Here is a 19441-nt window from a genome sequence, read left to right on the forward strand (position 1 = left end):
GATCAGAGCGCGAACGCCGGCCGGACGCCGCTTTGCAGCGGCAGGCCAAGCATCTGGCGCGCTTCGGCGGGGGTCGCGGGTTCCATGTCCATTTCGCGGATCACCCGAACAATGCGTTCGGTAAGCTGGACGTTGGTGGCCAATTCGCCATGGCGGTAATACAGGTTGTCTTCCAGCCCCACCCGCGCGTGCCCGCCCAGCAGCAGCGCGCTGATGTTGGCTTCAAGTTGCGCCGGTCCGATGCCGCTGACGCAGAAGATGCTGTGCTTTGGCAGCAGGTCGACCATCATCTGCAGATGCCTGGGCGAAAACGGCATGGCGTTCTGGAAGTTCCGGTGCACGTTCATCACCAGGTTGATGAAATGCGGCGCCTCGTCCAGGCCCTCGTTGATGAGGGTCGTCGCGTCCTGCAGAATATGCGTCGGGCTGAACACCTCCCACTCGGGCTTGATGCCGCGGGCCTGCATGGCGGCCGCCATCTCGCGCGCACGGGTCAGCGGCGTGTTCATCAGGTATTCACGGTCGCCGAACGCCAGATTCAGCGTGGTCGCGTCAAGCGTGCACATCTCGGCGCCGGCGTCCATGCCCTTCAGGCGCTCTTCCCACAGGATTTCCCAGGTGCCCGGCGACGTTTCCTTGACCATGTCGCCATGCACGCCCCCGCCCGTGGAGTTGTTCAGGACAATGTCGCAGCGGTCGCGGATGCGCTGGTTCATGTCGCGGTAGATGTCGGCGTTGCAGGTGGCCAGATCGTCGGGTCGGCGGGCATGCAAGGCCACCACGCTGGCCCCGGCGTTGTAGCAGCGATAGACGTCTTCGGCGATTTCCGCGGGCTGCGTCGGCAGATGCGGGTTCTGGCTTTTCAGCGCCATGCCCCCGGTTGGGGCGATGGTCACGATCACTTTGCGTTTGGACATGCGGTTCTCCTTACTTCCACAGCGCGCAGCGGCTTTCCGCTTTGGTCGTGAAGGCCTCGTTGCCGTCGATGGTCTGCACCACGTTGAAGTAATCCCAAGGCGCTTTCGATTGCGCGGGGGTCTTGACCTGCAGCAGGTACATGTCATGCACCACCCGGCCGTCGGGACGGACGACGCCGTTCTTGATGTACAGGTCGTTCAGCTTGTTTTCGCGCATATGCGCCAGCACGCGATCGGCGTCGTCGGTGCCGGTTGCCTTGACGGCACGCAGATACTGCAACGCAGCAGAATAGTCCGCCGCCTGCAGCGACGATGGCATGGCCTTGCGCCGCTCGAAGAACTTCTGGCCCCAGGCGCGCGTCTCGTCCGACGTGTTCCAGTACCAGCTGTCGGTCAGGTACAGCCCCTGTGCCGCGTCCAGCCCCATGGCATGGATGTCATTGATGAACATGATCAGGCCGGCCAACCGCATCGTCTTCGTGATGCCGAATTCGTTGGCGGCCTTGATTGCGTTGGTCGCGTCGGCGCCGGCATTCGCCAAGGCCAGGATTTCCGCCTTGCTGCTTTGCGCCTGCAGCAGGAAGGACGAAAAGTCGCTGGAGGCCAGCGGATGCTTGACCGACCCCACCACCTTGCCACCGCCCGCCTCCACCACCTTCGTGGTATCGGCCTGCAGCGCATTGCCGAAAGCGTAGTCGGCCGTCAGGAAGTACCAGGTCTTGCCGCCCGCCTTGACCACCGCGGCGCCCGTGCCGCGCGCCTGCGCAACCGTGTCATAGGCATAGTTCAGGGTATAGGGCGTGCACTGCTCGTTGGTCAGCGCCGGTGCGCCCGCGCCCACCACGATGATCGGCTTCTTTTTGTCGGCCGCCACCTTCGACATGGCAAGCGCCGTGCTGGAATTGGTGCCACCGATCAGCATGTCCAGGCCCTTCTGGTCGAACCACTCGCGCGCCTTGGCCGATGCGATGTCCGCCTTGTTCTGGTGGTCGGCCGTCAGCAGTTCGATCTTCTTGCCGTTGATCTCGCCGCCCATTTCCTCGATGGCCATCTTGATGGCTTCGGCGCCGCCAGGACCATCGGGGCCGGAATAGACGCCCGACATATCGGTGATGAATCCGATTCGAATAACGTCGTCGGACATCTGCGCATGCGCAACGCCCGCGCCAAACGTAATGGCCGCGCCGCAAGCGATCGCGGCGCAGGACAACCTGCGTGGCATTGACAACATACCTGTCTCCTCTTATGGTTTTCGGCTCTTAGGGCCTCGACTATTCTGGGACTGGACCCTGCGGGCGGACAGTCATCAAGTTGACAAAGCGCCCTAGGGTTTACCTGTGCGGGGTCACCACTGCTGATTAGGGAGCACTATGCGCGGACCGCCCACCGGTACCGGCAACGACTCGACCGGCGCCAAACGCCGGCCAGCGCCATGCCCTGTCGACAAAATGCTGGACGTCGTCCCTTGGTACAACGGCTTGCCGGAGCTTGAACGTGGCCTCGTCCGCGCAGAGCTGCGCATCGTGTCGCTGCGCACGGGCGAATATCTGTTTCGCGAAGGCGCGAAATCGCCCGGCTGGTATGGCGTGGTGGAAGGGCTGGTGAAATGGTCGTCGCGGGGATCGGACGGCCGGTCCCTGTCGCTGGCCGGCTTCAGCACCGGAAGCTGGTTCGGCGAAGCCACCATGATCCGCCGCGAGCGGTTCGAGTACGAAGTGGTGGCGCTACGGCCAAGCCGGGTGGTCATCTTGCCGCGCGACACCTGCGAGCGCCTGTGGAACAACAATATCGAGTTCACCAAGGCGCTGATGACGCACCTGGCCCAGCGGGTCAACTGGCTAATGGCGTCCTATACCGGCAATGTGCTGCTGGACGTCGACACCACGGTGGCGCGCGCCGTCGCGGCGCAGCTGGACGCCGAAGCGCATTCCGGCACCAACGGCCGCTTGAAGATATCGCAAGAAGAGATCGCAAGCCTGTGCGGCGTGTCGCGGCAACGCTGCAATACGGCATTGGTGACACTGGCCCGGGCCGGGGTCCTCCAGACGCACTACGGCGGATTGACGGTCCTGGATCGGGACGCGCTGTACCGCCATGCCAAACTCAATCGCGAGCCATCATGATAAAGCGGGGAACCCTCACCACGCGTGCTTGGCGTCGTCCGGGAACGACCCGTCCTTCACCGCGCGCACATAGCGTTCCATCGCGCCTTTGACGCCGTCGCTTCCGTCCATGAAGTTGCGGACGAATTTCGCCATCCGGCCAAGGTTGACGCCCAGCATGTCGTGCATGACCAGCACTTGCCCTGCCGTGCCCCGGCCTGCGCCGATACCGATGGTGGCGCAGGCAAGCAGGTCGGCGGTGATCGCCGTCGCAAGCGCGGCCGGCACCATTTCCAGCACCAGCATCGTGGCCCCGGCGGCCTCCAGCGCCGCGCTGTCCTCGCGCAAGCAGGCCGCGGCCTCGTCCGTGCGGCCTTGCACGCGAAATCCGCCCAGCGACGAAACCGTCTGAGGCGTCAGCCCCAGATGGCCGCACACCGGCACGCCGCGTTCCACCAGGAAGCGCGCCGTCTCCGCCACCCATCCTCCGCCCTCAAGCTTGACCATCTGCGCGCCGGCGCTCATCAGCGCCACGGCCGAAGCGATCGCCTGCTCTTTCGAGACCTGATAGCTGCCAAAGGGAAGATCCGCCACGATCAGCGTGCGTCCGCCGGTGCGCCGAACGCCCTCCGCCACGCATCGGGTGTGATAGACCATGTCGTCAAGCGACACCCCGACCGTGCCGTTGCCTCCCTGGCATACCATGCCCAGCGAATCGCCCACCAGCAGCGTGTCGACACCGGCCGCGTCCGCCACCGCCGCGAACGTGGCGTCGTAGGCGGTCAGCATGGCGATTTTCTCGCCGCGGGCGCGCATGTCCGCGAAGGTCTGGACGCTTACCCTCTTCGGCGCATCAGCCGCCCTCAATCCGTAGGGCGCTGCGGCGGGCGGGGAGTTCTGGGGCGTATTCATGGTTATCTATGCCGCTATCGGTTTTGGTGTGCGTTGGCGGCGCAGCGTGACGACCTGTTCGGCGCCAACGGCGCGGGCGCGCAACTGGCCGCAGCCGCCGTCTACATCCTGCCCGGCGCTGTTTCTTACCTTGGTCAATAAACCGCGCTGGTGGAGGTAGTGGACGATCTCGCGGATGCGTTCGGGATCGGGGCGTTGATAGTCGTCCCCTTCAAGACTATTGAAAGGGATGACGTTCAGCACGCAGTACTTGCCCTTGAGCAAGTGCAGGACGGCGTCGAGTTCGTCGTTGCCGTCGTTGACGCCCTTTAGCAACGTCCACTGGTATTGGATGGGGTACCCGGTGTCGCGGGCGTACTGTTCGCCCAGTTCAACAAGCTCCGCCGGCGTAATTTTCGCCGCGCGCGGCAGCAGGTGCTCACGCAGTTCGTTCTTGGTGGTGTGCAGCGACAGCGCCAGCGCGGGTTTGACGCGTTGCCGCGGCAGGGCTTCGAACACACGCAGATCGCCGACAGTCGATAGCACCAGGTTCTTATGGCCAATATTGCCTTCGGTGCCAAGCAGGTCGATGGCTTCAAGCACATTTTCCAGGTTGTGCGCCGGTTCTCCCATGCCCATGAAGACGACTTTCTTCACGGTGCTCTGGCGCCGTGCCAGCACGACCTGGGCAAGGATCTCCATGCTGGTGACCTGACGGATCAGCCCGCTCTTGCCCGTCATGCAGAAACGACAGCCCACCGCGCAGCCGACTTGCGTGGAAACGCAAAGGCCGTCACGCGGCAGCAGCACGCTTTCCACCATCTGCCCGTCCCCCAGTTCAACAAGCAAGCGGGAGCCATCATTGCCGGCGTGTTCCGAGCGGACACGGGCAAGGCCGTCCAGCTCAGCCGTCAGCTCGGGCAGCGCATTGCGCAGCGTTAACGGCAGAAAGTCCTCTGAACGCCGCCGCCGCGTGCCGCTGTCGAGCGCTTGCCCGTTCAGCCAGACGCGCACGACCCGGCCGCGATGAACGGGCCGGGCGCCAAGTGCGGCAAGGCGATGATCGAAGTCGGAATAGCGCATAGGGAACGGATTGTAAGCATCCAACCCATCTTCAGTGCCGGAACTATTCAAATGCTGGCTCAAAATCCACTAAATCCGTTCCCCGCATGCCCAACCCCTTGGCCACCAGGCGCATCTTTGGGCGAGTGGCCGAACTACGTCAGCCGTCTTCCCACATCAGAAGGGAAGAAACCATGGTTTCAGGACCGACGGATTTCGAGACCTTGGGTTGCTTTCCAAAGTCACCGGGCGAGTGAGAGTCTTGATTGGAGCGGGTGAAGGGAATCGAACCCTCGTATGAAGCTTGGGAAGCTGCCGTTCTACCATTGAACTACACCCGCTCGGGTGTCGTGCCGCGGCGCAGGGGCCGGAGCAGAGCCGATGATTATAGCGCGCCTTTTTTTGGATTCCAGAGGGATTTTCGGCCCCGTCGCGGATCGTTCCGTTGGCTGCGGGATAAATACGTCCCTAATTTAGTCCTTCAGGCCGACTCCGCCCCGCCGCACCTACCACTACAATTCGAGGCTATGAATACGAACAACCCCGCGGACAAGCCCGCGACGCCCCCCGTGAATACGCCCGACACGACCGCCGACTCCGCTGCGCAAGCCTCCGTTTCCCCGGAAACGCAGGCCGCGCTGGCCAGTACCGCCCACGCCCCGAACAGCCCGGGCGCCACGCACATCCGCAGCTTCGTGCATCGCCGCGGCCACATCACGCAGGGCCAGCTGGCCGCGCTGGAGCGCCTGATGGGCCAATGGTCCATCCCGTACGCCGCCCGCCGCCTGGACCCCGCCGCCGCATTCGGCCGGCAGGCGCCGACCGTGCTTGAGATTGGCTTCGGCATGGGCGAAACCACGGAAAAGATCGCGCTGGCCCGCCCGGACGACAACTTCCTGGGCGTTGAGGTGTTCAACGCCGGCGTCGGCTCGCTGCTGCGCCGCATTGAAGATTCCAACATCCCGAACCTGCGCATCATCCAGCACGACGCCGTTGAAGTCGTTCGCGACATGATCGCGCCGGATTCGCTGGCCGGCGTGCATGTGTACTTCCCCGACCCGTGGCCCAAGAAGCGCCATCACAAGCGCCGCCTGCTGCAGCCCGCGTTCGTGTCGCTGCTGGCCAGTCGCATCGCGCCGGGAGGCTACATCCATTGCGCCACCGACTGGGAAGACTACGCGGTGCAGATGCTGGAAGTGCTTAGCGGCGAACCGCTGCTGGCCAATACGGCGGACGGCTACGCGCCCCGCCCCGATTACCGCCCCTTGACCAAATTCGAGACACGCGGCCTGCGTTTGGGCCACGGCGTCTGGGACCTGATATTCAAGCGAGTCGCCTAATGCTCTATCCGCCGATCGAACCGTACCGCCACGGCATTCTGGACACCGGGGACGGCCACCAGATCTATTGGGAAATGTCGGGCAATCCGAACGGCAAGCCCGCCGTCTTCCTGCATGGCGGCCCGGGCAGTGGTTGCTCGCCCGTGCATCGCCAGTTGTTCGACCCGCAGCGCTACAACGTGCTGCTGTTCGATCAGCGCGGTTGCGGCCGGTCCAAGCCGCACGCCAGCCTGGACAACAACACGACCTGGCATCTGGTGTCCGACATCGAGCGCCTGCGCACCGAGATCATGGGCGCGGAGAAGTGGCTGGTGTTCGGCGGATCCTGGGGCTCGACCCTGGCGCTGGCTTATGCGGAAACGCATCCGTCGCACGTCAGCGAAATGGTGCTGCGCGGCATCTTCGGCCTGCGCCGCGCGGAAATCCAATGGTTCTACCAGGAAGGCGCGTCGTGGCTGTTCCCGGACCGCTGGGAAGAGTATCTGGCACCCATCCCTGAAGCCGAGCGCGGCGATCTGGTGGCGGCGTACCACAAGCGCCTGACGGGCAATGACCCCGCCGAGCAACTGCGCGCGGCCAAGGCGTGGAGCAAGTGGGAAGACAGCACCATTACGCTGCTGCCCAGCCCGCGCCACCAGCAAAGCCATGCCGCCGACCGCGCGGCGCTGGCCTTTGCCCGCATCGAAAACCACTACTTCGTGAACGCCGGCTTCATGGAAGAAGGCCAGCTGATCCGCGACGCGCACAAATTGCGCGGCATTCCCGGCACCATCGTCCAGGGCCGCTACGACGTCTGCACGCCCGCGCGCACCGCGTGGGACTTGCACCGCGCCTGGCCGGAAGCCGATTTTCATCTGGTGCCCGACGCAGGGCACGCATTCGATGAGCCCGGCACGCTGGCGCGCCTGATCGGCGCCACCGACGCCTATGCGAAACAGTGAGGAGACCTGATATGCACATCACCCTGAACGGCGACGCGCGGGAGTTCCCGCTGGACACGACCGTCATCGAACTGCTTCAAACGCTGGGCTATGCCGGCAAGCGCGTGGCCGTGGAGCGCAATGGCGAGATCGTGCCCAAGAGCCAGCACGAGCAAACCACGTTGACCGACGGCGACCAGATCGAAATCGTGGTGGCGGTGGGCGGGGGCTGATTCCGCACCGCCTTGCCCGGGCGGCTGCCAAGCACCGGACGCAAACAATACGACGCAACGCGAAGGGCCGCTGATTCAGCGGCCTTTTGCTTATGCGTTTTCGATCACGTTCGAATGCATGGCGCCTTGCGCCCGAGGGAGTTTGCGCCTGTCGCCCGGTGCTGCCTGCAAACTGACGAGCATTCTTGCGTAGTCTGCCAGTGGGCTAGCAACCTGTTACACGTTAACCCCTCGTCTGCGGGCAAGTCCGCGAGTAATAATCGTTGCTGCTGGCGTTGTTACGTTGTCGTGTTGTTGTTCTAGCGTTGCACATCGCCCCATGGGGCAAGGAGGCATCATGAACACCGCGGTCATCATCAATCTTCTCATCCAGCTTGTGGCTGGCGCAGCCGGTGGCAATGGACTGGGGAAAATGCTCCAGCAGTTCAACCTGGGCCCGCTTGGAAACACCATCGCAGGAGCCATCGGCGGTCTGGCAGGCGGGTCGTGGTTGGCGCCCATGATCACGGCCGGCGCGGGAGCGGCAGCAACGGCAGGCAGTACCGGACTGGATCTTTCAACGATCGCCGGCGATGTAGTAGGCGGCGGTGTCGGTGGCGCCGTGCTGACCTTGATCGTCGGAGTCGTGCGCAAGATGCTGGTGGGCCGCGCGCCCTGAAGGCACTTCTGGTTTTCTCACCGCAACATAGATAAAGGAAACACTATGGGTCTGCTCAATTTCATCAAGGACGTTGGGGAAAAGCTCTTCGGCGCCAGCGAGGCCAAGGCCGCGACGGCAGACGAGTTGAAGAAAGAGCTGGATAAACACGGCCTGAACGCAGACGGCCTGCAAATCACGGTGGATGGCGACAAGGTCACGGTGGCAGGCGAAGCCCTCAGCACCGAAGACGCCGAGAAAATCTCCCTGGCGCTGGGCAATACCGTCGGCGTCGCAGCGGTCGACAACCAGCTGAAAGTGAAGCAGGCCACGCCGGAAGCCAAGATGTACACGGTGCAAAAGGGCGACAACCTGTGGAAGATCGCCGAAGCGCAATACGGCAAGGGCCAAGGCGCCAAGAATTCGCTGATCTTCGAGGCCAACAAGCCGATGCTGACCAGCCCCGACAAGATCTACCCGGGCCAGGTGCTGCGCATCCCGCCCTTGGCGTAAGCCGAAACGCAATCCAACAACCCGGGAAACACCCATGCGTTTTCCGGATTGTGTCGCGGCAAGGCGCCCCCTGCCTGCCGCGATTGCTTGGCCAGACGCAACGTCTGGCCATTTTTTTGGCCGGCAGCGCACGCAGTGCGCGCGCCGTGGGGCATCTTTTCCCGCCGGGCCGCCCCAAGGGAAAAGCGCCCCCTTGGGGGGCAGGAAGCGCACGCAGTGCGCGCGCCGTGGGGGCCTTACTTCATGCCGAAGCGGCCCAATCCCTTCATGCCGCCCATGGCGCGCATCATCTTTGCCATGCCGCCCTTCTTCATCTGCTTCATCATCCCCTGCATCTGCTCGAACTGAGCCAGCAAGCGGTTGACTTCCTGAACCGGCACGCCGGAACCGGTGGCGATGCGGCGCTTGCGGGACGCCTTGATCAGTTCGGGTTTGGCGCGTTCGGCTGCCGTCATGGAATTCAGGATGCCTTCGGTGCGGCGCAACTGCTTTTCCGCCTGCCCGCCCTGCAACTGACCGGCTGCCTGCTGGAACTGGGCCGGCAGCTTTTCAAGCAACGAACCCATGTCGCCCAGCTTCTTCACCTGGCCAAGCTGATCGCGGAAATCGTTCAGATCGAACTTGTTGCCCGATTTGATCTTCGCCGCCAGCTTCTGGGCTTCGGCGATATCGATGTTCTTCTGCGCTTGTTCGACCAGGGAAACGATGTCGCCCATGCCCAGCACGCGTTGCGCCATGCGGTCGGGGTAGAACGGCTCCAGGCCGTCCAGCTTTTCCGAGACGCCGACGAACTTCAGCGGCTTGCCGGTCACGTGGCGCACCGACAGGGCCGCGCCGCCGCGGGCATCGCCATCCAGCTTGGTCAGCACCACGCCGGTCAGCGGCAACGCATCGCCAAAGGCGCGCGCGGTGTTGACCGCGTCCTGGCCCTGCATGGCGTCCACGACGAACAGCGTTTCAACGGGCTTGACCAGGTCATGCAAGGCGCGAATTTCGCGCATCATGGCCTCGTCGATGCCCAAGCGGCCGGCCGTGTCGAGAATCAGCACGTCGTAGTGGTGACGCTTGGCATGGTCCACCGCGCCGCGCGCGATGTCTTCGGGCTTCTGGCTGGGGTCGGACGGCAGGAAGTCCACGCCGACCTGCGCCGCGACGCTCTTCAGCTGGTCGATAGCGGCCGGACGGTAGACGTCGGCGGACACCACCAGCACTTTCTTCTTGCCCGTCTTGCGGCCGTGCTGCGTGTGCTGACCTTCGGACAGCCAGCGGGCCAGCTTGCCGGTGGTGGTGGTTTTACCGGCGCCCTGCAGGCCGGCCATCAGGATGACGGCGGGCGGCTGCACGGCCAGCGACAATTCGTTGGAATCGGCGCCCAGGTCACCGCCCATCAAGGCGGTCAGTTCCTTGTGGACGACGCCCACCAGGGCCTGACCCGGGCTGAGGCTGCCGGCGACTTCTTCGCCCAGCGCCTTGTCCTTCACGCGGGCGACGAATTCGCGGACGACGGGCAACGCCACGTCGGCCTCCAGCAACGCCATGCGCACTTCGCGCAGCATCTCCTGGGTGTTGGCCTCGGTCAGGCGGGCTTCACCGCGCAGCGTCTTGACGACGCGCGATAGGCGTGTAGTTAGGTTATCGAGCATGAGAGGCGTTTCCGCTTAAACTAGTTGATTGAACGGTGGCCGCAGGCGCGGATTCTGCGCTTTCGGGTGACATGCACCCCAAGGCCCCATCCAGACAACGGTTTCTATGTCACTAGGCATTGTATTTCACACAGCGGCTGCCTTGGCGTACGCAGTGCTAGGGGGGTCGCTTTGGATCCGCCTGGCCGGCGCCGGGGAAGTCGAAAAGACGGGCAAAATCGCCCGTCTGTGCCTGTTGGGGGCCCTGGTTCTCCATGGAATCGGCCTGCAACAGGCCATGCTGGGCGCCCAGCACCTGTTCATTGGGTGGGCACTTGCCCTGTCGGCGGCCATCTGGCTGGGCATGGTGGTGTTCTGGCTGGAAAGCCTGCTGGTGCGCATCGACGGCCTGCAATTGCTGCTTTTGCCCGCCGCGGCCATCGCCAGCGCCCTGGCGGCGGTGTTCCCGCAAGGGCAATTCGTGCCCCACGCCGACGACGCCTGGCTACGCGTCCACCTGCTGATCGCGTTGGCCGCCTACGGCCTGATCACCATCGCCGCCCTGCACGCCATGATGATGGCCCTGCTGGACCGCCACCTGCACCGCCCGCTGGACGCGCCCACCGAACGCAGCATCATCGGCCGCGTGCTGGACTCTCAGCCGCCGCTGCTGGTGCAAGAGCAACTGCTGTTCCGTATCATCTGGATCGGTTTCGTGGTGCTGACCCTGGCCGTGGGCTCCGGGTCGGTCGCATCCATGAAGCTGACCGGCAAGATCCTGCCGTTCGACCACAAGACCGTCTTCACCCTGCTGTCCTGGCTGACGTTCGGCGTGCTGCTGGCCGGCCGCCACGTCTGGGGCTGGCGCGGGCGCGTGGCGCTGCGCTGGACGCTGACGGGCTTTGGTTTCCTGATCCTGGCGTATACCGGCAGCCGTTTCGTGCTGGAAATGATTTTGCATCGAGGCTGACGTGGGCAAGTTGCTGTTTTGGGTGGTTCTGATCATCGCGGTGCTGTTCGTCGCCCGTATCGCCGCGCGCATGGCCGCGGCAAAGCAGGCGGGCGCACAGCCCCAAGCCCGCCGCGGGCGGCCGGGGCCGGCCGCACCCAACCCGGCCACGCCGGAGTCCATGGTGCGTTGCGCGCACTGCGGCATCCACCTGCCGCGCTCCGAAGCCATGCTGCAGAACGGCCTGACGTGGTGCAGCGCCGAACATGCTGCCCTAGGCAAAAAGTAAGCCCCCACTCCCGATTTGGGAGGCAGCGGCAGCCACGGCATAATGCCTGTTGGATTCACCACGCATGTTCTCTCCCATGGCTCTGCTTCTGAATCGACATGGCTGGCTGGCGCCGGCCCCGGGTGTCACCTTGCTGCCTTCGCCCAACCGCGACGCGCGCCCCGCTGGCGCCCAGGTCTCGCTCTTGGTGCTGCACAACATCAGCCTGCCGCCCGGCCAGTTCGGCGGCCCCGAAGTTGCCGGACTATTCCTGAATACGCTGGACCATGCTTCGCACCCCTGGCTGGAACGCCTGCGCGGCTTGCGTGTGTCGGCCCACTTTTTCATCCGCCGCGACGGGCGCATCATCCAGTTCGTATCCACCGAGCAGCGCGCCTGGCACGCCGGCGTGTCGCGCTTTGGCGGGCGCGAACGCTGCAACGACTTCTCCATCGGCATCGAACTGGAAGGCACCGACACCCTGCCCTACGCCGATGAACAGTATCTGGCGCTGCGCAGGCTGACGCCGGTATTGCGGGCGCGCTACCCCCTGGCCGCGGCCTGGGGCCACGAACACATCGCCCCGGGGCGCAAGACCGACCCCGGACCTGCTTTCAACTGGACGCGCTTTTCGCGCGACAGCGGCTTTGCGCGGCGGCAGTTGCCGCCCGTCTGACACAACTCAAGGACTGGATATGTTGAAGATCTGGGGACGCCTGACTTCCGTCAACGTGCAGAAAGTGATGCTCGCCGTGCGCGAGCTGGCGCTTCCGCACACCTTTATCCAGGCCGGCGGGCCGTTCGGCGTGGTGGACACGCCGGAGTTCGCCAAGCTGAATCCCAACCGCACCGTGCCGGTCATCGATGACGGTGGCTTCGTGCTGTGGGAGTCCAACGCCATCGTCCGCTACCTGGCCGCGCGCTATGGCGTGGGCACGCTCTGGCCCGAAGACGCGTGCATGCGCGCGGATGCCGACCGCTGGATGGATTGGCAGACGACGGAATGGCAAGGCGCGATGGTCCCGGCATTCCTGGGGCTGATCCGCACGCCGGAAGACAAGCGCGACGCCGCCGCGATCGAACAGTCGGTCAAGCGGTCGAACGCCCGCGCATTGATCCTGGACCAGGCATTGCAGGGCCGCGAGTTCATCGCGGGCCGCCATCTGACCATCGGCGACATCGCGCTGGTCAGTTCCGCGCACCGCTGGCTGGCGCTGCCAATCCAGCGCCCCGACACGCCGGCGCTTTCCGCCTGGTACCGTCGCGTCATGATGCGCCCCGCCCCGCAAGGCGTGCTGACGCTGCCGCTGGAATAACCGGTCTTATTCGACCCAAGGCGTTTTCGCCCAGATCTGCCGCAAGCGCGCGTCGTCGCCCTTCAGCCGCTCTTGCCACTGCGGCCCGTCCACGTAGTCCATTTCGGTGAATTGCTGCTTCATCTGGGCCTGGAAATCCGGGTTGGCGGCAACCTTGCCCAACGCGCGGCGCAGCTTGTCGGAGACTTCGGGCGGCAAGTCCTTCGGCGCGACGATGCCGCGCTCCGACGCGAACACCAGGTCCACGCCCAGCTCCTTGAACGTCGGCACATCGGGACCCAAAGGCGACCGCTTGTCGCTGGCCTGCGCCAGGACGCGCATGTTCTTGCCGTGATACGGCATGACCTCGCCCAGGTTCAACCCGCCAATGACGGTGTGCCCGCCCAGCACGGAACTGCGCAGCGGCCCGGCGCCGTTGTAAGGCACGTGGTTCAAGCGCGTGCCGGTCAGCGACTGAAACAGCACCAGCGCCAAGTGGTCGTCGGTGCCGACTCCGGTGGACCCGTAACTGATCGAACCGGGCTTCTCGCGGGCGGCGGCGATCAAGGCGTCCAAGGTTTGATAAGGGCTATTGCTGGCGACGCTGAACGCGCTGGGATCGCGCACCAGATTCGCCAGATACGTGAAATCAGTGGTGGCGAAGCCCGCCTTGCGCTCGATCGGCAGGGATACCAGCCCCGGCATGTTGGTCATGGCCAGCGTGTAGCCGTCGGGCTTGGCGCGCGCCACATAGGACAAGGCAATGGCGCTGGACGCGCCCGGCTTGTTCTGCACCACCACCGTGGTGCCCAGCTCCTTCTCCAGGAATACCGCCAGCGAACGGGCCGTAAGATCCGTGCCGCCGCCGGGCGCGAACCCAACGATCAGTTCAATCGGATGATCGGGCCAGGCCCACGCTGGCATTGCCGCGCACAAGCCGGTCATGGTCAGCGCGGCGCAAGCCGCCGCCTTGCGTATCAAGAACATGGTTGTCTCCTCGTTATTTATTTTTTACGTGCCGCGGCGGCTCAAGCGGACGCTTGCGCCTCGCGCCAGGCCAGCAGGCGGGCCACGCCTTCCGCCATGCCCACCTTGGGTTCCCAGCCGATGTGTTGTCCGGCCAGGTCATGCGGAATGTGGAACGCGCCGCCGGAGGTCAGCCGCACCGTACCCGGCGGGTCCGGCTTGATTTCGGGTTGCAGGTCGCTCTTGCAATAGTCCAGCACCAGGCGCACCAGCTCGCCGGTGGTGATGGGCGCGGGGCCTGACACATTCACCGCCACGTCCGTGGCCGCGCTTTGAAACGCGGCGACATTGGCGCGCGCCACGTCCGACACGTGCACGAAATGCTTGGTATCCGTGCCGTCGCCAGGCAGCACCGGCCGCTCTCCCTTGCGCACGCGATCATAGGTTTCCATGATGTATAGCGAGTTGGCCGCGCGGTAGTGCTGGCGTTCGCCGTAGACGGTGGAATACCGCAGCACCACGTAGTCCAGCCCGGCCTGCTGGTAATACTGCCGGCACAACTGTTCGCCCATGATCTTGGACGCGCCGTACAAGATGGCGGCCGGCGGCGCGCCCACGGAATGGAAGGGACCGTTTTCGACCAGTGCGCCCGCGATACCGCTACCGTAGCCGTAAACCGCATTGGAAGACGCGAAGACAATCTTCTTCACCTTGTTCACGCGGCAGGCTTCCAGCATGTTCTGCGCGCCGCGGATGTTCACGTCGACGGCCTGCCACGGGGTTTGGGCAAAGCCCAGCGTCATGTAGGCGGCCAGGTGCAGCACGCCGTCCACGCCTTCGGTCGCCGCCAGCAGATCCGGCAGACGCATCAGGTCCCCGCGCACGACTTTCACACGCGGATTGCCTTGCAGGTGGGCGATGGCCTCGGGCGTGCCGAAGGCAAAGTTGTCCAGCAGAATCACTTCACGCACACCGGCGGCGAGCAGCGCATCGGCGGTGTGCGAGCCCACCAGGCTGGCCGCGCCGGCAATCAGGATGCGGGATTCGTTCAGCGGCAGCGCCGCGCTTGTCTTGTTGGTCTTCATGTGTTCACAGTCCCATGGGTTTGTCGTGCAGGCCCCAGTACAGGCTCTTGACCTGGCTGTAGAGGCGCAGGCCATGCAGGCCTTTTTCGCGTCCGATGCCGCTGGCCTTGAAGCCGCCGAACGGTGTTGCGATATGCGATTGCTTGTAGGTATTGATCCAGATGGAGCCGGCTTCGATCTCGCGCGCCACGCGCCAGGCGCGGGCGTAGTCGCCCGTCCACATGCCGGCCGCCAGGCCGAAGGCCGTGTCGTTGGCCTGGCCGATGACGTCGTCTTCATCCTCGAAAGGCAATGCCACCAGCACGGGCCCGAAGATCTCTTCCTGGCAGACGCGCGCCTGGTTGCCCAGGCCATCGATCACCGTGGGCAGGTAGAACCAGCCATTGGCCAATTCCGCCTGCGCCGGCGCCGCGCCGCCCACCAGCACGCGGCCGCCTTCGGCGCGGCCGATGCCCACATAGCCCGCGACCTTGTCGCGATGCGCCCGGGACACCAGCGGCCCCATCTGCGTGGCCGGGTCATCGGGCAAGCCGACGCGCACTTGCGCCGTGCGCGCCACCAACGTTTCCATGAAGCGCTTGTAAATGGACTTCTGCACGAACAGGCGGGACCCCGCGACGCAGCTCTGCCCGGCCGACCCGAATATGCCGGAGATCACGCCGGCCACGGCGCGGTCCAGGTCGGCGTCGTCGAAGACAATGTGCGGTGATTTGCCGCCCAGTTCCAATCCCACCGGGATCAGGCGCTGACCGGCGATGCCGCCGATGGCGCGTCCAGTTTCCGTTCCGCCGGTGAAGGACACCATGCGCACGCCGGGGTGCTTGACCAGCGCCGCGCCCACGTCTTCCCCGTGGCCCGGCAACACGGTCAACAGGCCATCGGGCAGGCCGGCCTCGGTGCAGATGCGCGCCAGTTCCAGCGCCAGTTGGGGCGTCTCTTCAGACGGCTTGATCAACACGGCATTGCCGGCGGCCAAGGCCGGCGCGGCCTTCTGGGCCTCGTTCATGATGGGCGAGTTCCACGGCGTGATCGCCGCGACCACGCCGAACGGCTCCGCCAGCGCCATCGAAAAGTACTCGCCGCGCGGCGAGGTCATTTCGTTCTGCCAGGTCTCGCACACGGCGGCGTAATAGCGGAAATGCCCCGCCGCGCTATCCACCATGTTCAGGCATTCTTTCCAGGGCTTGCCGCTGTCTTGCATCTGCAGACGGGCCAGCGGCTCGCGCTCGGCCGACAGGCGTCGCCCGATCTCGTACAAGGTCGCCGCGCGCTGGTCCGGACGCAGTTTGCGCCAGGGCTGGCGCAAGAAGGCATCCTGCGCGATGGCAACGGCCGTGTCCACGTCTTGCGGCAACGCGCGCGTGACGATGCCGGCAATGCTGCCGTCGGCGGGATTGATGGAAGTGATGACGGCGTCGCCGTCTTGGCTGCGGCGCCAATTGGCGCCCAGTCGGAATGGCTTATGGCTAGATGCGTCCATGGCGTCTTTCGAATCCGGAAGGTTCTTCGGTAGACGCCATCATGGTCGGGACCATTCTTAGACACAAATCGATATTTCTGCCCTATTCTTAGCCCATGGCTATGAATATCAAATACCGGCCGCTCAAGGCTTTCTTGCTGGCGGTGGACAGCGGTTCCTTCACGCATGCCGCCAATCAGCTGGGCGTGACCCAACCGTCGTTCACCGCGTTGATCCAGGATTTGGAAGACGTGCTGGGGTTGCGCCTGTTCGAACGCACCACGCGCAGCATCAGCCTGACCTCCGCCGGGCAGGATTTCCATTCCCGGGTACAGCGCCCCATCGCCGACCTGGAAGAGGCGTACCGCGGCCTGGCCGACCTGGCCGCCATGCGACGCGGCAACGTCGCGCTGGGCGCCCTGCCGTCGACGGCGCTGACGCTGCTGCCCGCCACCGTGGGCGCGCTGCGCAAGGCCCATCCGGCCTTGAAAGTGCGCGTCGTGGAAGCGCACAACGACGAGCTGGTGGCCCTGCTGCGCACCAATCAGATCGAGTTCGCGGTGGGCGCCCTGGCCGAGCCGGCCCCCGATCTTGCGTTCACGCCATTGACGGAAGATTGCTTCTGCGCGATCTACCCCGCGGGCCATCCGCTGGGCAAGCACAAGCGCACGCTGCATTGGCGCGACGTGCTTCGCTATGACTTGATTCTGCTGTCGCAAGGGTCTAATGCGCGCCAGCAATTCGACCGCGCAGTGCGGGACGAGGTCGGCGCGCCGGCCACGGCGCTGCGTTACGACGTCACGAACATGGGCACGGCGGCCGGCATGGTGCGCCAGGGGCTGGGGGTCAGCGTGCTGCCTCGCCTGGCGTTACCCGAACTGAACCTGACCGGCCTGCGTTGCACCCCGTTGGGCGATGCCTCGGCACGCCGGTACATCGGGCTGCTGCATCGGCGCGACCGCTCGCTGTCGCCCGCCGCGCAGGCGCTGGTTGCGCAGCTTGAGACCGTCATTGCCGGCATCGCGCCGCAACTGCTGCCGTTGCCGCCGCTGGCCCCGGCCCGCTAGATCGCGTCAGCCGCGGTCTACCTTCCAGCCCATCTCTGCGGAAATACCCGCGGCTGCGCCCTGCACCACCGCGACCATTTCGCGCATGCGTTCCAGCGACATATACGGCACGGTGCTGGACACGCTGATGGCCGCCACGATGCCGCTGGAGGCGTCGCGCACAGGCGCGGCCACGCAGCGGATCGAGGGTTCGTTGTCTTCGAGGTCGAACGCATAGCCCTGCGCGGCGTATTCGCGCATGCGGTCGCGGAATGTCTCCCACGTCTGCGGTCCGCCAGGCGTGCGCGACGACACGGGCGCGCCGATACGGTGCAACGCCTTCCATTGCGGCTCTTCGGTGTCCAGCAGCAGCGCCTTGCCCACTCCGGTGGCGGCCAACGGCATGCGATGGCCCACGCGCGAGCGCATTTCCAGCCCCTTTTTGCCGGGGATCTTTTCCAGGTAAAGCACTTCGTCGTTGTCGCGCACAGCCAAGTGAATGGTGTCGCCCGTCAGTTCGGCCAAGCTGTCCAGGTACGGCCGCGCCAGCGTCGCCATGGGAAACGCTTCGCGCGCCTGGAAGCCCAGTTCAATCAGCTTGGGTCCCAGCACGTAGCCCACGCCGGGCAAGGCGCGCAGATAGCGCTCTTGGACCAGGCAACTGGCCAGCCGGTGCGTGGTGCTGCGCGCCACGCCGATACGGGCGCAGATCTCTTTCAGGTCGCGTGCGCCATCGGCCACGGCCTGCACCACGGCCAGGCCGCGCATCAGGGTTTGCGTGCCGGCGGGCGCGGCGGCGTCGGGGTCCAGCGAGGGGGAACGAACGGAAGACAGGGCAGCAGAGGTCATGAACGTGGGCAAAGACAGCAAAGGCGGCGGAATTCGATCGCACATCATAGTCCGTGCCGGCTCAAATTCCCTGTATGTGGGATTTAATTCTATATTTTGAGATTTTTCAAGCACTGATCTAGAATTTTTCGCAACGCGCGCCCCTCGCCTCATGGCAGCCGGCGCGTTCGACAACAAGGTCCGCAACGTCCCGCTGCTCCGCGCGCCACGCGCTGTCCGCAGCCGGCATTGCGGCCGGAGACGAGACAGACCAGATGACTACCGGATCGCCCGCCCGCGCGGCGCTTATCGCGCTGGATTGGGGCACCTCATCGTTGCGCGCCTACCGCCTGGATGCCAAGGGCCGCACACAGGACACCCGCCACCTGCCCTGGGGCATCATGCGCTTGCCGCAACCCTTGCAGGACGGCGCCGCCAGCACCGCCCTGTCCGGCTTTGACCTGGCGTTCGAACAAGCCTGCGGCGACTGGTTGCGCGCCGAACCCGCGTTGCCGGTGATCGCCTGCGGCATGGTCGGCAGCGCCCAAGGGTGGAAAGAAGCCGCCTACCTGGATGTGCCCGTCGATCTGGAACGCATCGGCACGCTGCTGACCAGGGTCGAGCGCGGCGACGCGACGCCCGTGCACATCGTGCCCGGCCTGATCCAACGCCACGGCTTGCCCAACGTGATGCGCGGGGAAGAAACGCAGGTCTTCGGCGTGATGTTCGACCAGGTCGGCGCGTCCGACCCGCACGCGACGGAAAGCGTGCTGATCGGCTTGCCCGGCACGCACTCAAAATGGGTCAACGCCCGCCGCGGCCGCGTCACGCATTTCGACACCTTCATGACCGGCGAGGTCTACGCCGCGCTGCGCGGCCACACCATCCTGGGCCGTACGATGAGCGAAGCGCCCGCCGCCGACATGGCCGCGTTCAAGCGCGGCGTGAAAGTGGCGGGCGCCCCCGCCGGACGCGCGGGCGTGCTGTCCACCATCTTCAGCACGCGCGCGCTGGGCCTGACCGGCGAACTGCCGTCCGCCTCGCAAGCCGACTATCTGTCAGGCCTCTTGATCGGCCACGAAGTCGCCGCGCTTGCCGAAATGCTGCGCCAGCAAGGCGAACCGCTTCGCATCGTGCTGTGCGGCGACCCGGCGCTGTGCCAGCGCTACATCGTGGCCATGCGCCACTACGGCCTGGGCACGCCCGAACAGGCCCAGAACGCGACCGAACGCGGCTTATGGCATCTGGCGGTCTGTGCCGGACTGGTCGCCTCGGAAACCCCTTCTTCGGCATCCGTCTAGGAGCTCA

At 65.1% G+C, this 19441-nt stretch carries 21 protein-coding genes and 1 tRNA gene; 12 read left to right on the forward strand and 10 right to left on the reverse strand.

What is annotated here, in order from left to right; genetic code table 11:
- Positions 1 to 2: 2 nt before the first annotated feature.
- Positions 3 to 917 carry a 3-keto-5-aminohexanoate cleavage protein gene (locus CQ050_RS12170; protein ID WP_105557077.1) on the reverse strand — a complete coding sequence of 305 codons (915 nt, stop codon included), beginning with the start codon at positions 915 to 917 and terminating at the stop codon, positions 3 to 5.
- A gap of 10 nt (positions 918 to 927) precedes the next feature.
- Positions 928 to 2139, reverse strand: a complete 1212-nt coding sequence (locus tag CQ050_RS12175; RefSeq protein ID WP_105557129.1) for an ABC transporter substrate-binding protein — start codon at positions 2137 to 2139, stop codon at positions 928 to 930.
- 148 nt (positions 2140 to 2287) lie between these two features.
- Here CQ050_RS12175 and CQ050_RS12180 point away from each other — a divergent pair, with 148 nt between their 5' ends.
- Complete coding sequence (locus CQ050_RS12180; protein WP_233213988.1) at positions 2288 to 3040, forward strand: Crp/Fnr family transcriptional regulator; 753 nt, start codon at positions 2288 to 2290, stop codon at positions 3038 to 3040.
- A 15-nt stretch (positions 3041 to 3055) separates the two neighbouring features.
- Here CQ050_RS12180 and panB read toward each other — a convergent pair whose 3' ends face one another.
- The 3 genes from panB to CQ050_RS12195 form a co-directional block, all read right to left on the reverse strand.
- Positions 3056 to 3931, reverse strand: a complete 876-nt coding sequence (panB, locus tag CQ050_RS12185; protein ID WP_105557079.1) for a 3-methyl-2-oxobutanoate hydroxymethyltransferase — start codon at positions 3929 to 3931, stop codon at positions 3056 to 3058.
- A gap of 6 nt (positions 3932 to 3937) precedes the next feature.
- The gene (locus tag CQ050_RS12190) at positions 3938 to 4993 is read right to left on the reverse strand and encodes an RNA methyltransferase (protein WP_105557080.1); all 1056 of its coding nucleotides are present in this window, start codon (positions 4991 to 4993) and stop codon (positions 3938 to 3940) included.
- A gap of 246 nt (positions 4994 to 5239) precedes the next feature.
- Positions 5240 to 5313, reverse strand: a tRNA-Gly gene (locus tag CQ050_RS12195).
- Positions 5314 to 5499: 186 nt separating this feature from the next.
- Here CQ050_RS12195 and trmB point away from each other — a divergent pair.
- From trmB to lysM, 5 genes are all read left to right on the forward strand, one after another.
- Positions 5500 to 6312, forward strand: coding sequence for a tRNA (guanosine(46)-N7)-methyltransferase TrmB (trmB, locus tag CQ050_RS12200; protein WP_233213989.1), 813 nt, complete (start codon positions 5500 to 5502; stop codon positions 6310 to 6312).
- Positions 6312 to 7253 carry a prolyl aminopeptidase gene (pip, locus tag CQ050_RS12205; RefSeq protein WP_105557081.1) on the forward strand — a complete coding sequence of 314 codons (942 nt, stop codon included), beginning with the start codon at positions 6312 to 6314 and terminating at the stop codon, positions 7251 to 7253. Before trmB ends, pip begins: the two co-directional genes overlap by 1 nt.
- An 11-nt stretch (positions 7254 to 7264) precedes the next feature.
- Entirely contained in the window at positions 7265 to 7465 is a 201-nt protein-coding gene (gene thiS / locus CQ050_RS12210) for a sulfur carrier protein ThiS (RefSeq protein ID WP_006222389.1), read from the forward strand.
- Between the two features lie 337 nt (positions 7466 to 7802).
- A complete protein-coding gene (locus tag CQ050_RS12215) occupies positions 7803 to 8123 on the forward strand; it encodes a hypothetical protein (RefSeq protein ID WP_105557082.1) in 321 nt (106 codons plus the stop codon).
- A 45-nt stretch (positions 8124 to 8168) separates the two neighbouring features.
- Positions 8169 to 8615 (forward strand): peptidoglycan-binding protein LysM, encoded by a 447-nt coding sequence (gene lysM / locus CQ050_RS12220; protein ID WP_105557083.1) that lies wholly within the window; start codon positions 8169 to 8171, stop codon positions 8613 to 8615.
- Positions 8616 to 8851: 236 nt separating this feature from the next.
- On the opposite strand, the gene ffh is transcribed toward lysM, so the two are convergent.
- Entirely contained in the window at positions 8852 to 10258 is a 1407-nt protein-coding gene (gene ffh / locus CQ050_RS12225) for a signal recognition particle protein (RefSeq protein ID WP_105557084.1), read from the reverse strand.
- A gap of 106 nt (positions 10259 to 10364) precedes the next feature.
- On the opposite strand from ffh, the gene CQ050_RS12230 reads away from it, so the two are divergent.
- The 4 genes from CQ050_RS12230 to CQ050_RS12245 all read left to right on the forward strand — a co-directional run bounded on the left by CQ050_RS12230 (position 10365) and on the right by CQ050_RS12245 (position 12770).
- Positions 10365 to 11207: an inner membrane protein YpjD gene (locus tag CQ050_RS12230; RefSeq protein WP_105557085.1), complete on the forward strand. Its 843-nt coding sequence runs from the start codon at positions 10365 to 10367 to the stop codon at positions 11205 to 11207.
- A gap of 1 nt (position 11208) precedes the next feature.
- Positions 11209 to 11475, forward strand: coding sequence for a PP0621 family protein (locus CQ050_RS12235; protein ID WP_105557086.1), 267 nt, complete (start codon positions 11209 to 11211; stop codon positions 11473 to 11475).
- Positions 11476 to 11551: 76 nt separating this feature from the next.
- Positions 11552 to 12130, forward strand: coding sequence for a 1,6-anhydro-N-acetylmuramyl-L-alanine amidase AmpD (gene ampD / locus CQ050_RS12240; RefSeq protein ID WP_105557087.1), 579 nt, complete (start codon positions 11552 to 11554; stop codon positions 12128 to 12130).
- A gap of 19 nt (positions 12131 to 12149) precedes the next feature.
- Positions 12150 to 12770, forward strand: a complete 621-nt coding sequence (locus CQ050_RS12245) for a glutathione S-transferase family protein (RefSeq protein ID WP_105557088.1) — start codon at positions 12150 to 12152, stop codon at positions 12768 to 12770.
- Between the two features lie 6 nt (positions 12771 to 12776).
- On the opposite strand, the gene CQ050_RS12250 is transcribed toward CQ050_RS12245, so the two are convergent.
- From CQ050_RS12250 to CQ050_RS12260, 3 genes are read right to left on the reverse strand one after another with little or no spacing between them, the layout of a single operon-like run.
- Positions 12777 to 13736: a tripartite tricarboxylate transporter substrate binding protein gene (locus tag CQ050_RS12250; protein ID WP_105557089.1), complete on the reverse strand. Its 960-nt coding sequence runs from the start codon at positions 13734 to 13736 to the stop codon at positions 12777 to 12779.
- A 41-nt stretch (positions 13737 to 13777) separates the two neighbouring features.
- A complete protein-coding gene (locus CQ050_RS12255; RefSeq protein ID WP_105557090.1) occupies positions 13778 to 14800 on the reverse strand; it encodes an NAD(P)-dependent oxidoreductase in 1023 nt (340 codons plus the stop codon).
- Positions 14801 to 14804: 4 nt separating this feature from the next.
- Positions 14805 to 16280 carry an aldehyde dehydrogenase gene (locus CQ050_RS12260; RefSeq protein ID WP_105557091.1) on the reverse strand — a complete coding sequence of 492 codons (1476 nt, stop codon included), beginning with the start codon at positions 16278 to 16280 and terminating at the stop codon, positions 14805 to 14807.
- 101 nt (positions 16281 to 16381) lie between these two features.
- On the opposite strand from CQ050_RS12260, the gene CQ050_RS12265 reads away from it, so the two are divergent.
- A complete protein-coding gene (locus CQ050_RS12265; RefSeq protein ID WP_105557092.1) occupies positions 16382 to 17326 on the forward strand; it encodes a LysR family transcriptional regulator in 945 nt (314 codons plus the stop codon).
- Positions 17327 to 17332: 6 nt separating this feature from the next.
- On the opposite strand, the gene CQ050_RS12270 is transcribed toward CQ050_RS12265, so the two are convergent.
- The gene (locus CQ050_RS12270) at positions 17333 to 18154 is read right to left on the reverse strand and encodes an IclR family transcriptional regulator (protein WP_105557131.1); all 822 of its coding nucleotides are present in this window, start codon (positions 18152 to 18154) and stop codon (positions 17333 to 17335) included.
- 254 nt (positions 18155 to 18408) lie between these two features.
- Here CQ050_RS12270 and CQ050_RS12275 point away from each other — a divergent pair, with 254 nt between their 5' ends.
- Positions 18409 to 19434: a 2-dehydro-3-deoxygalactonokinase gene (locus CQ050_RS12275; RefSeq protein ID WP_105557093.1), complete on the forward strand. Its 1026-nt coding sequence runs from the start codon at positions 18409 to 18411 to the stop codon at positions 19432 to 19434.
- Positions 19435 to 19441 lie beyond the last annotated feature (7 nt).

It is taken from the genome of Achromobacter sp. MYb9, assembly GCF_002975275.1.
Classification (GTDB): Bacteria; Pseudomonadota; Gammaproteobacteria; order Burkholderiales; family Burkholderiaceae_B; genus Achromobacter.

Bases quoted from the DNA above. Each gene is read 5' to 3' on its own strand.
- CQ050_RS12170 (WP_105557077.1), bottom strand. From the start codon at position 917: ATGTCCAAACGCAAAGTGATCGTGACCATCGCCCCAACCGGGGGCATG.
- CQ050_RS12175 (WP_105557129.1), bottom strand. From the start codon at position 2,139: ATGCCACGCAGGTTGTCCTGCGCCGCGATCGCTTGCGGCGCGGCCATT.
- CQ050_RS12180 (WP_233213988.1), top strand. From the start codon at position 2,288: ATGCGCGGACCGCCCACCGGTACCGGCAACGACTCGACCGGCGCCAAA.
- panB (WP_105557079.1), bottom strand. From the start codon at position 3,931: ATGAATACGCCCCAGAACTCCCCGCCCGCCGCAGCGCCCTACGGATTG.
- CQ050_RS12190 (WP_105557080.1), bottom strand. From the start codon at position 4,993: ATGCGCTATTCCGACTTCGATCATCGCCTTGCCGCACTTGGCGCCCGG.
- trmB (WP_233213989.1), top strand. From the start codon at position 5,500: ATGAATACGAACAACCCCGCGGACAAGCCCGCGACGCCCCCCGTGAAT.
- pip (WP_105557081.1), top strand. From the start codon at position 6,312: ATGCTCTATCCGCCGATCGAACCGTACCGCCACGGCATTCTGGACACC.
- thiS (WP_006222389.1), top strand. From the start codon at position 7,265: ATGCACATCACCCTGAACGGCGACGCGCGGGAGTTCCCGCTGGACACG.
- CQ050_RS12215 (WP_105557082.1), top strand. From the start codon at position 7,803: ATGAACACCGCGGTCATCATCAATCTTCTCATCCAGCTTGTGGCTGGC.
- lysM (WP_105557083.1), top strand. From the start codon at position 8,169: ATGGGTCTGCTCAATTTCATCAAGGACGTTGGGGAAAAGCTCTTCGGC.
- ffh (WP_105557084.1), bottom strand. From the start codon at position 10,258: ATGCTCGATAACCTAACTACACGCCTATCGCGCGTCGTCAAGACGCTG.
- CQ050_RS12230 (WP_105557085.1), top strand. From the start codon at position 10,365: ATGTCACTAGGCATTGTATTTCACACAGCGGCTGCCTTGGCGTACGCA.
- ampD (WP_105557087.1), top strand. From the start codon at position 11,552: ATGGCTCTGCTTCTGAATCGACATGGCTGGCTGGCGCCGGCCCCGGGT.
- CQ050_RS12245 (WP_105557088.1), top strand. From the start codon at position 12,150: ATGTTGAAGATCTGGGGACGCCTGACTTCCGTCAACGTGCAGAAAGTG.
- CQ050_RS12250 (WP_105557089.1), bottom strand. From the start codon at position 13,736: ATGTTCTTGATACGCAAGGCGGCGGCTTGCGCCGCGCTGACCATGACC.
- CQ050_RS12255 (WP_105557090.1), bottom strand. From the start codon at position 14,800: ATGAAGACCAACAAGACAAGCGCGGCGCTGCCGCTGAACGAATCCCGC.
- CQ050_RS12260 (WP_105557091.1), bottom strand. From the start codon at position 16,280: ATGGACGCATCTAGCCATAAGCCATTCCGACTGGGCGCCAATTGGCGC.
- CQ050_RS12265 (WP_105557092.1), top strand. From the start codon at position 16,382: ATGAATATCAAATACCGGCCGCTCAAGGCTTTCTTGCTGGCGGTGGAC.
- CQ050_RS12270 (WP_105557131.1), bottom strand. From the start codon at position 18,154: ATGACCTCTGCTGCCCTGTCTTCCGTTCGTTCCCCCTCGCTGGACCCC.
- CQ050_RS12275 (WP_105557093.1), top strand. From the start codon at position 18,409: ATGACTACCGGATCGCCCGCCCGCGCGGCGCTTATCGCGCTGGATTGG.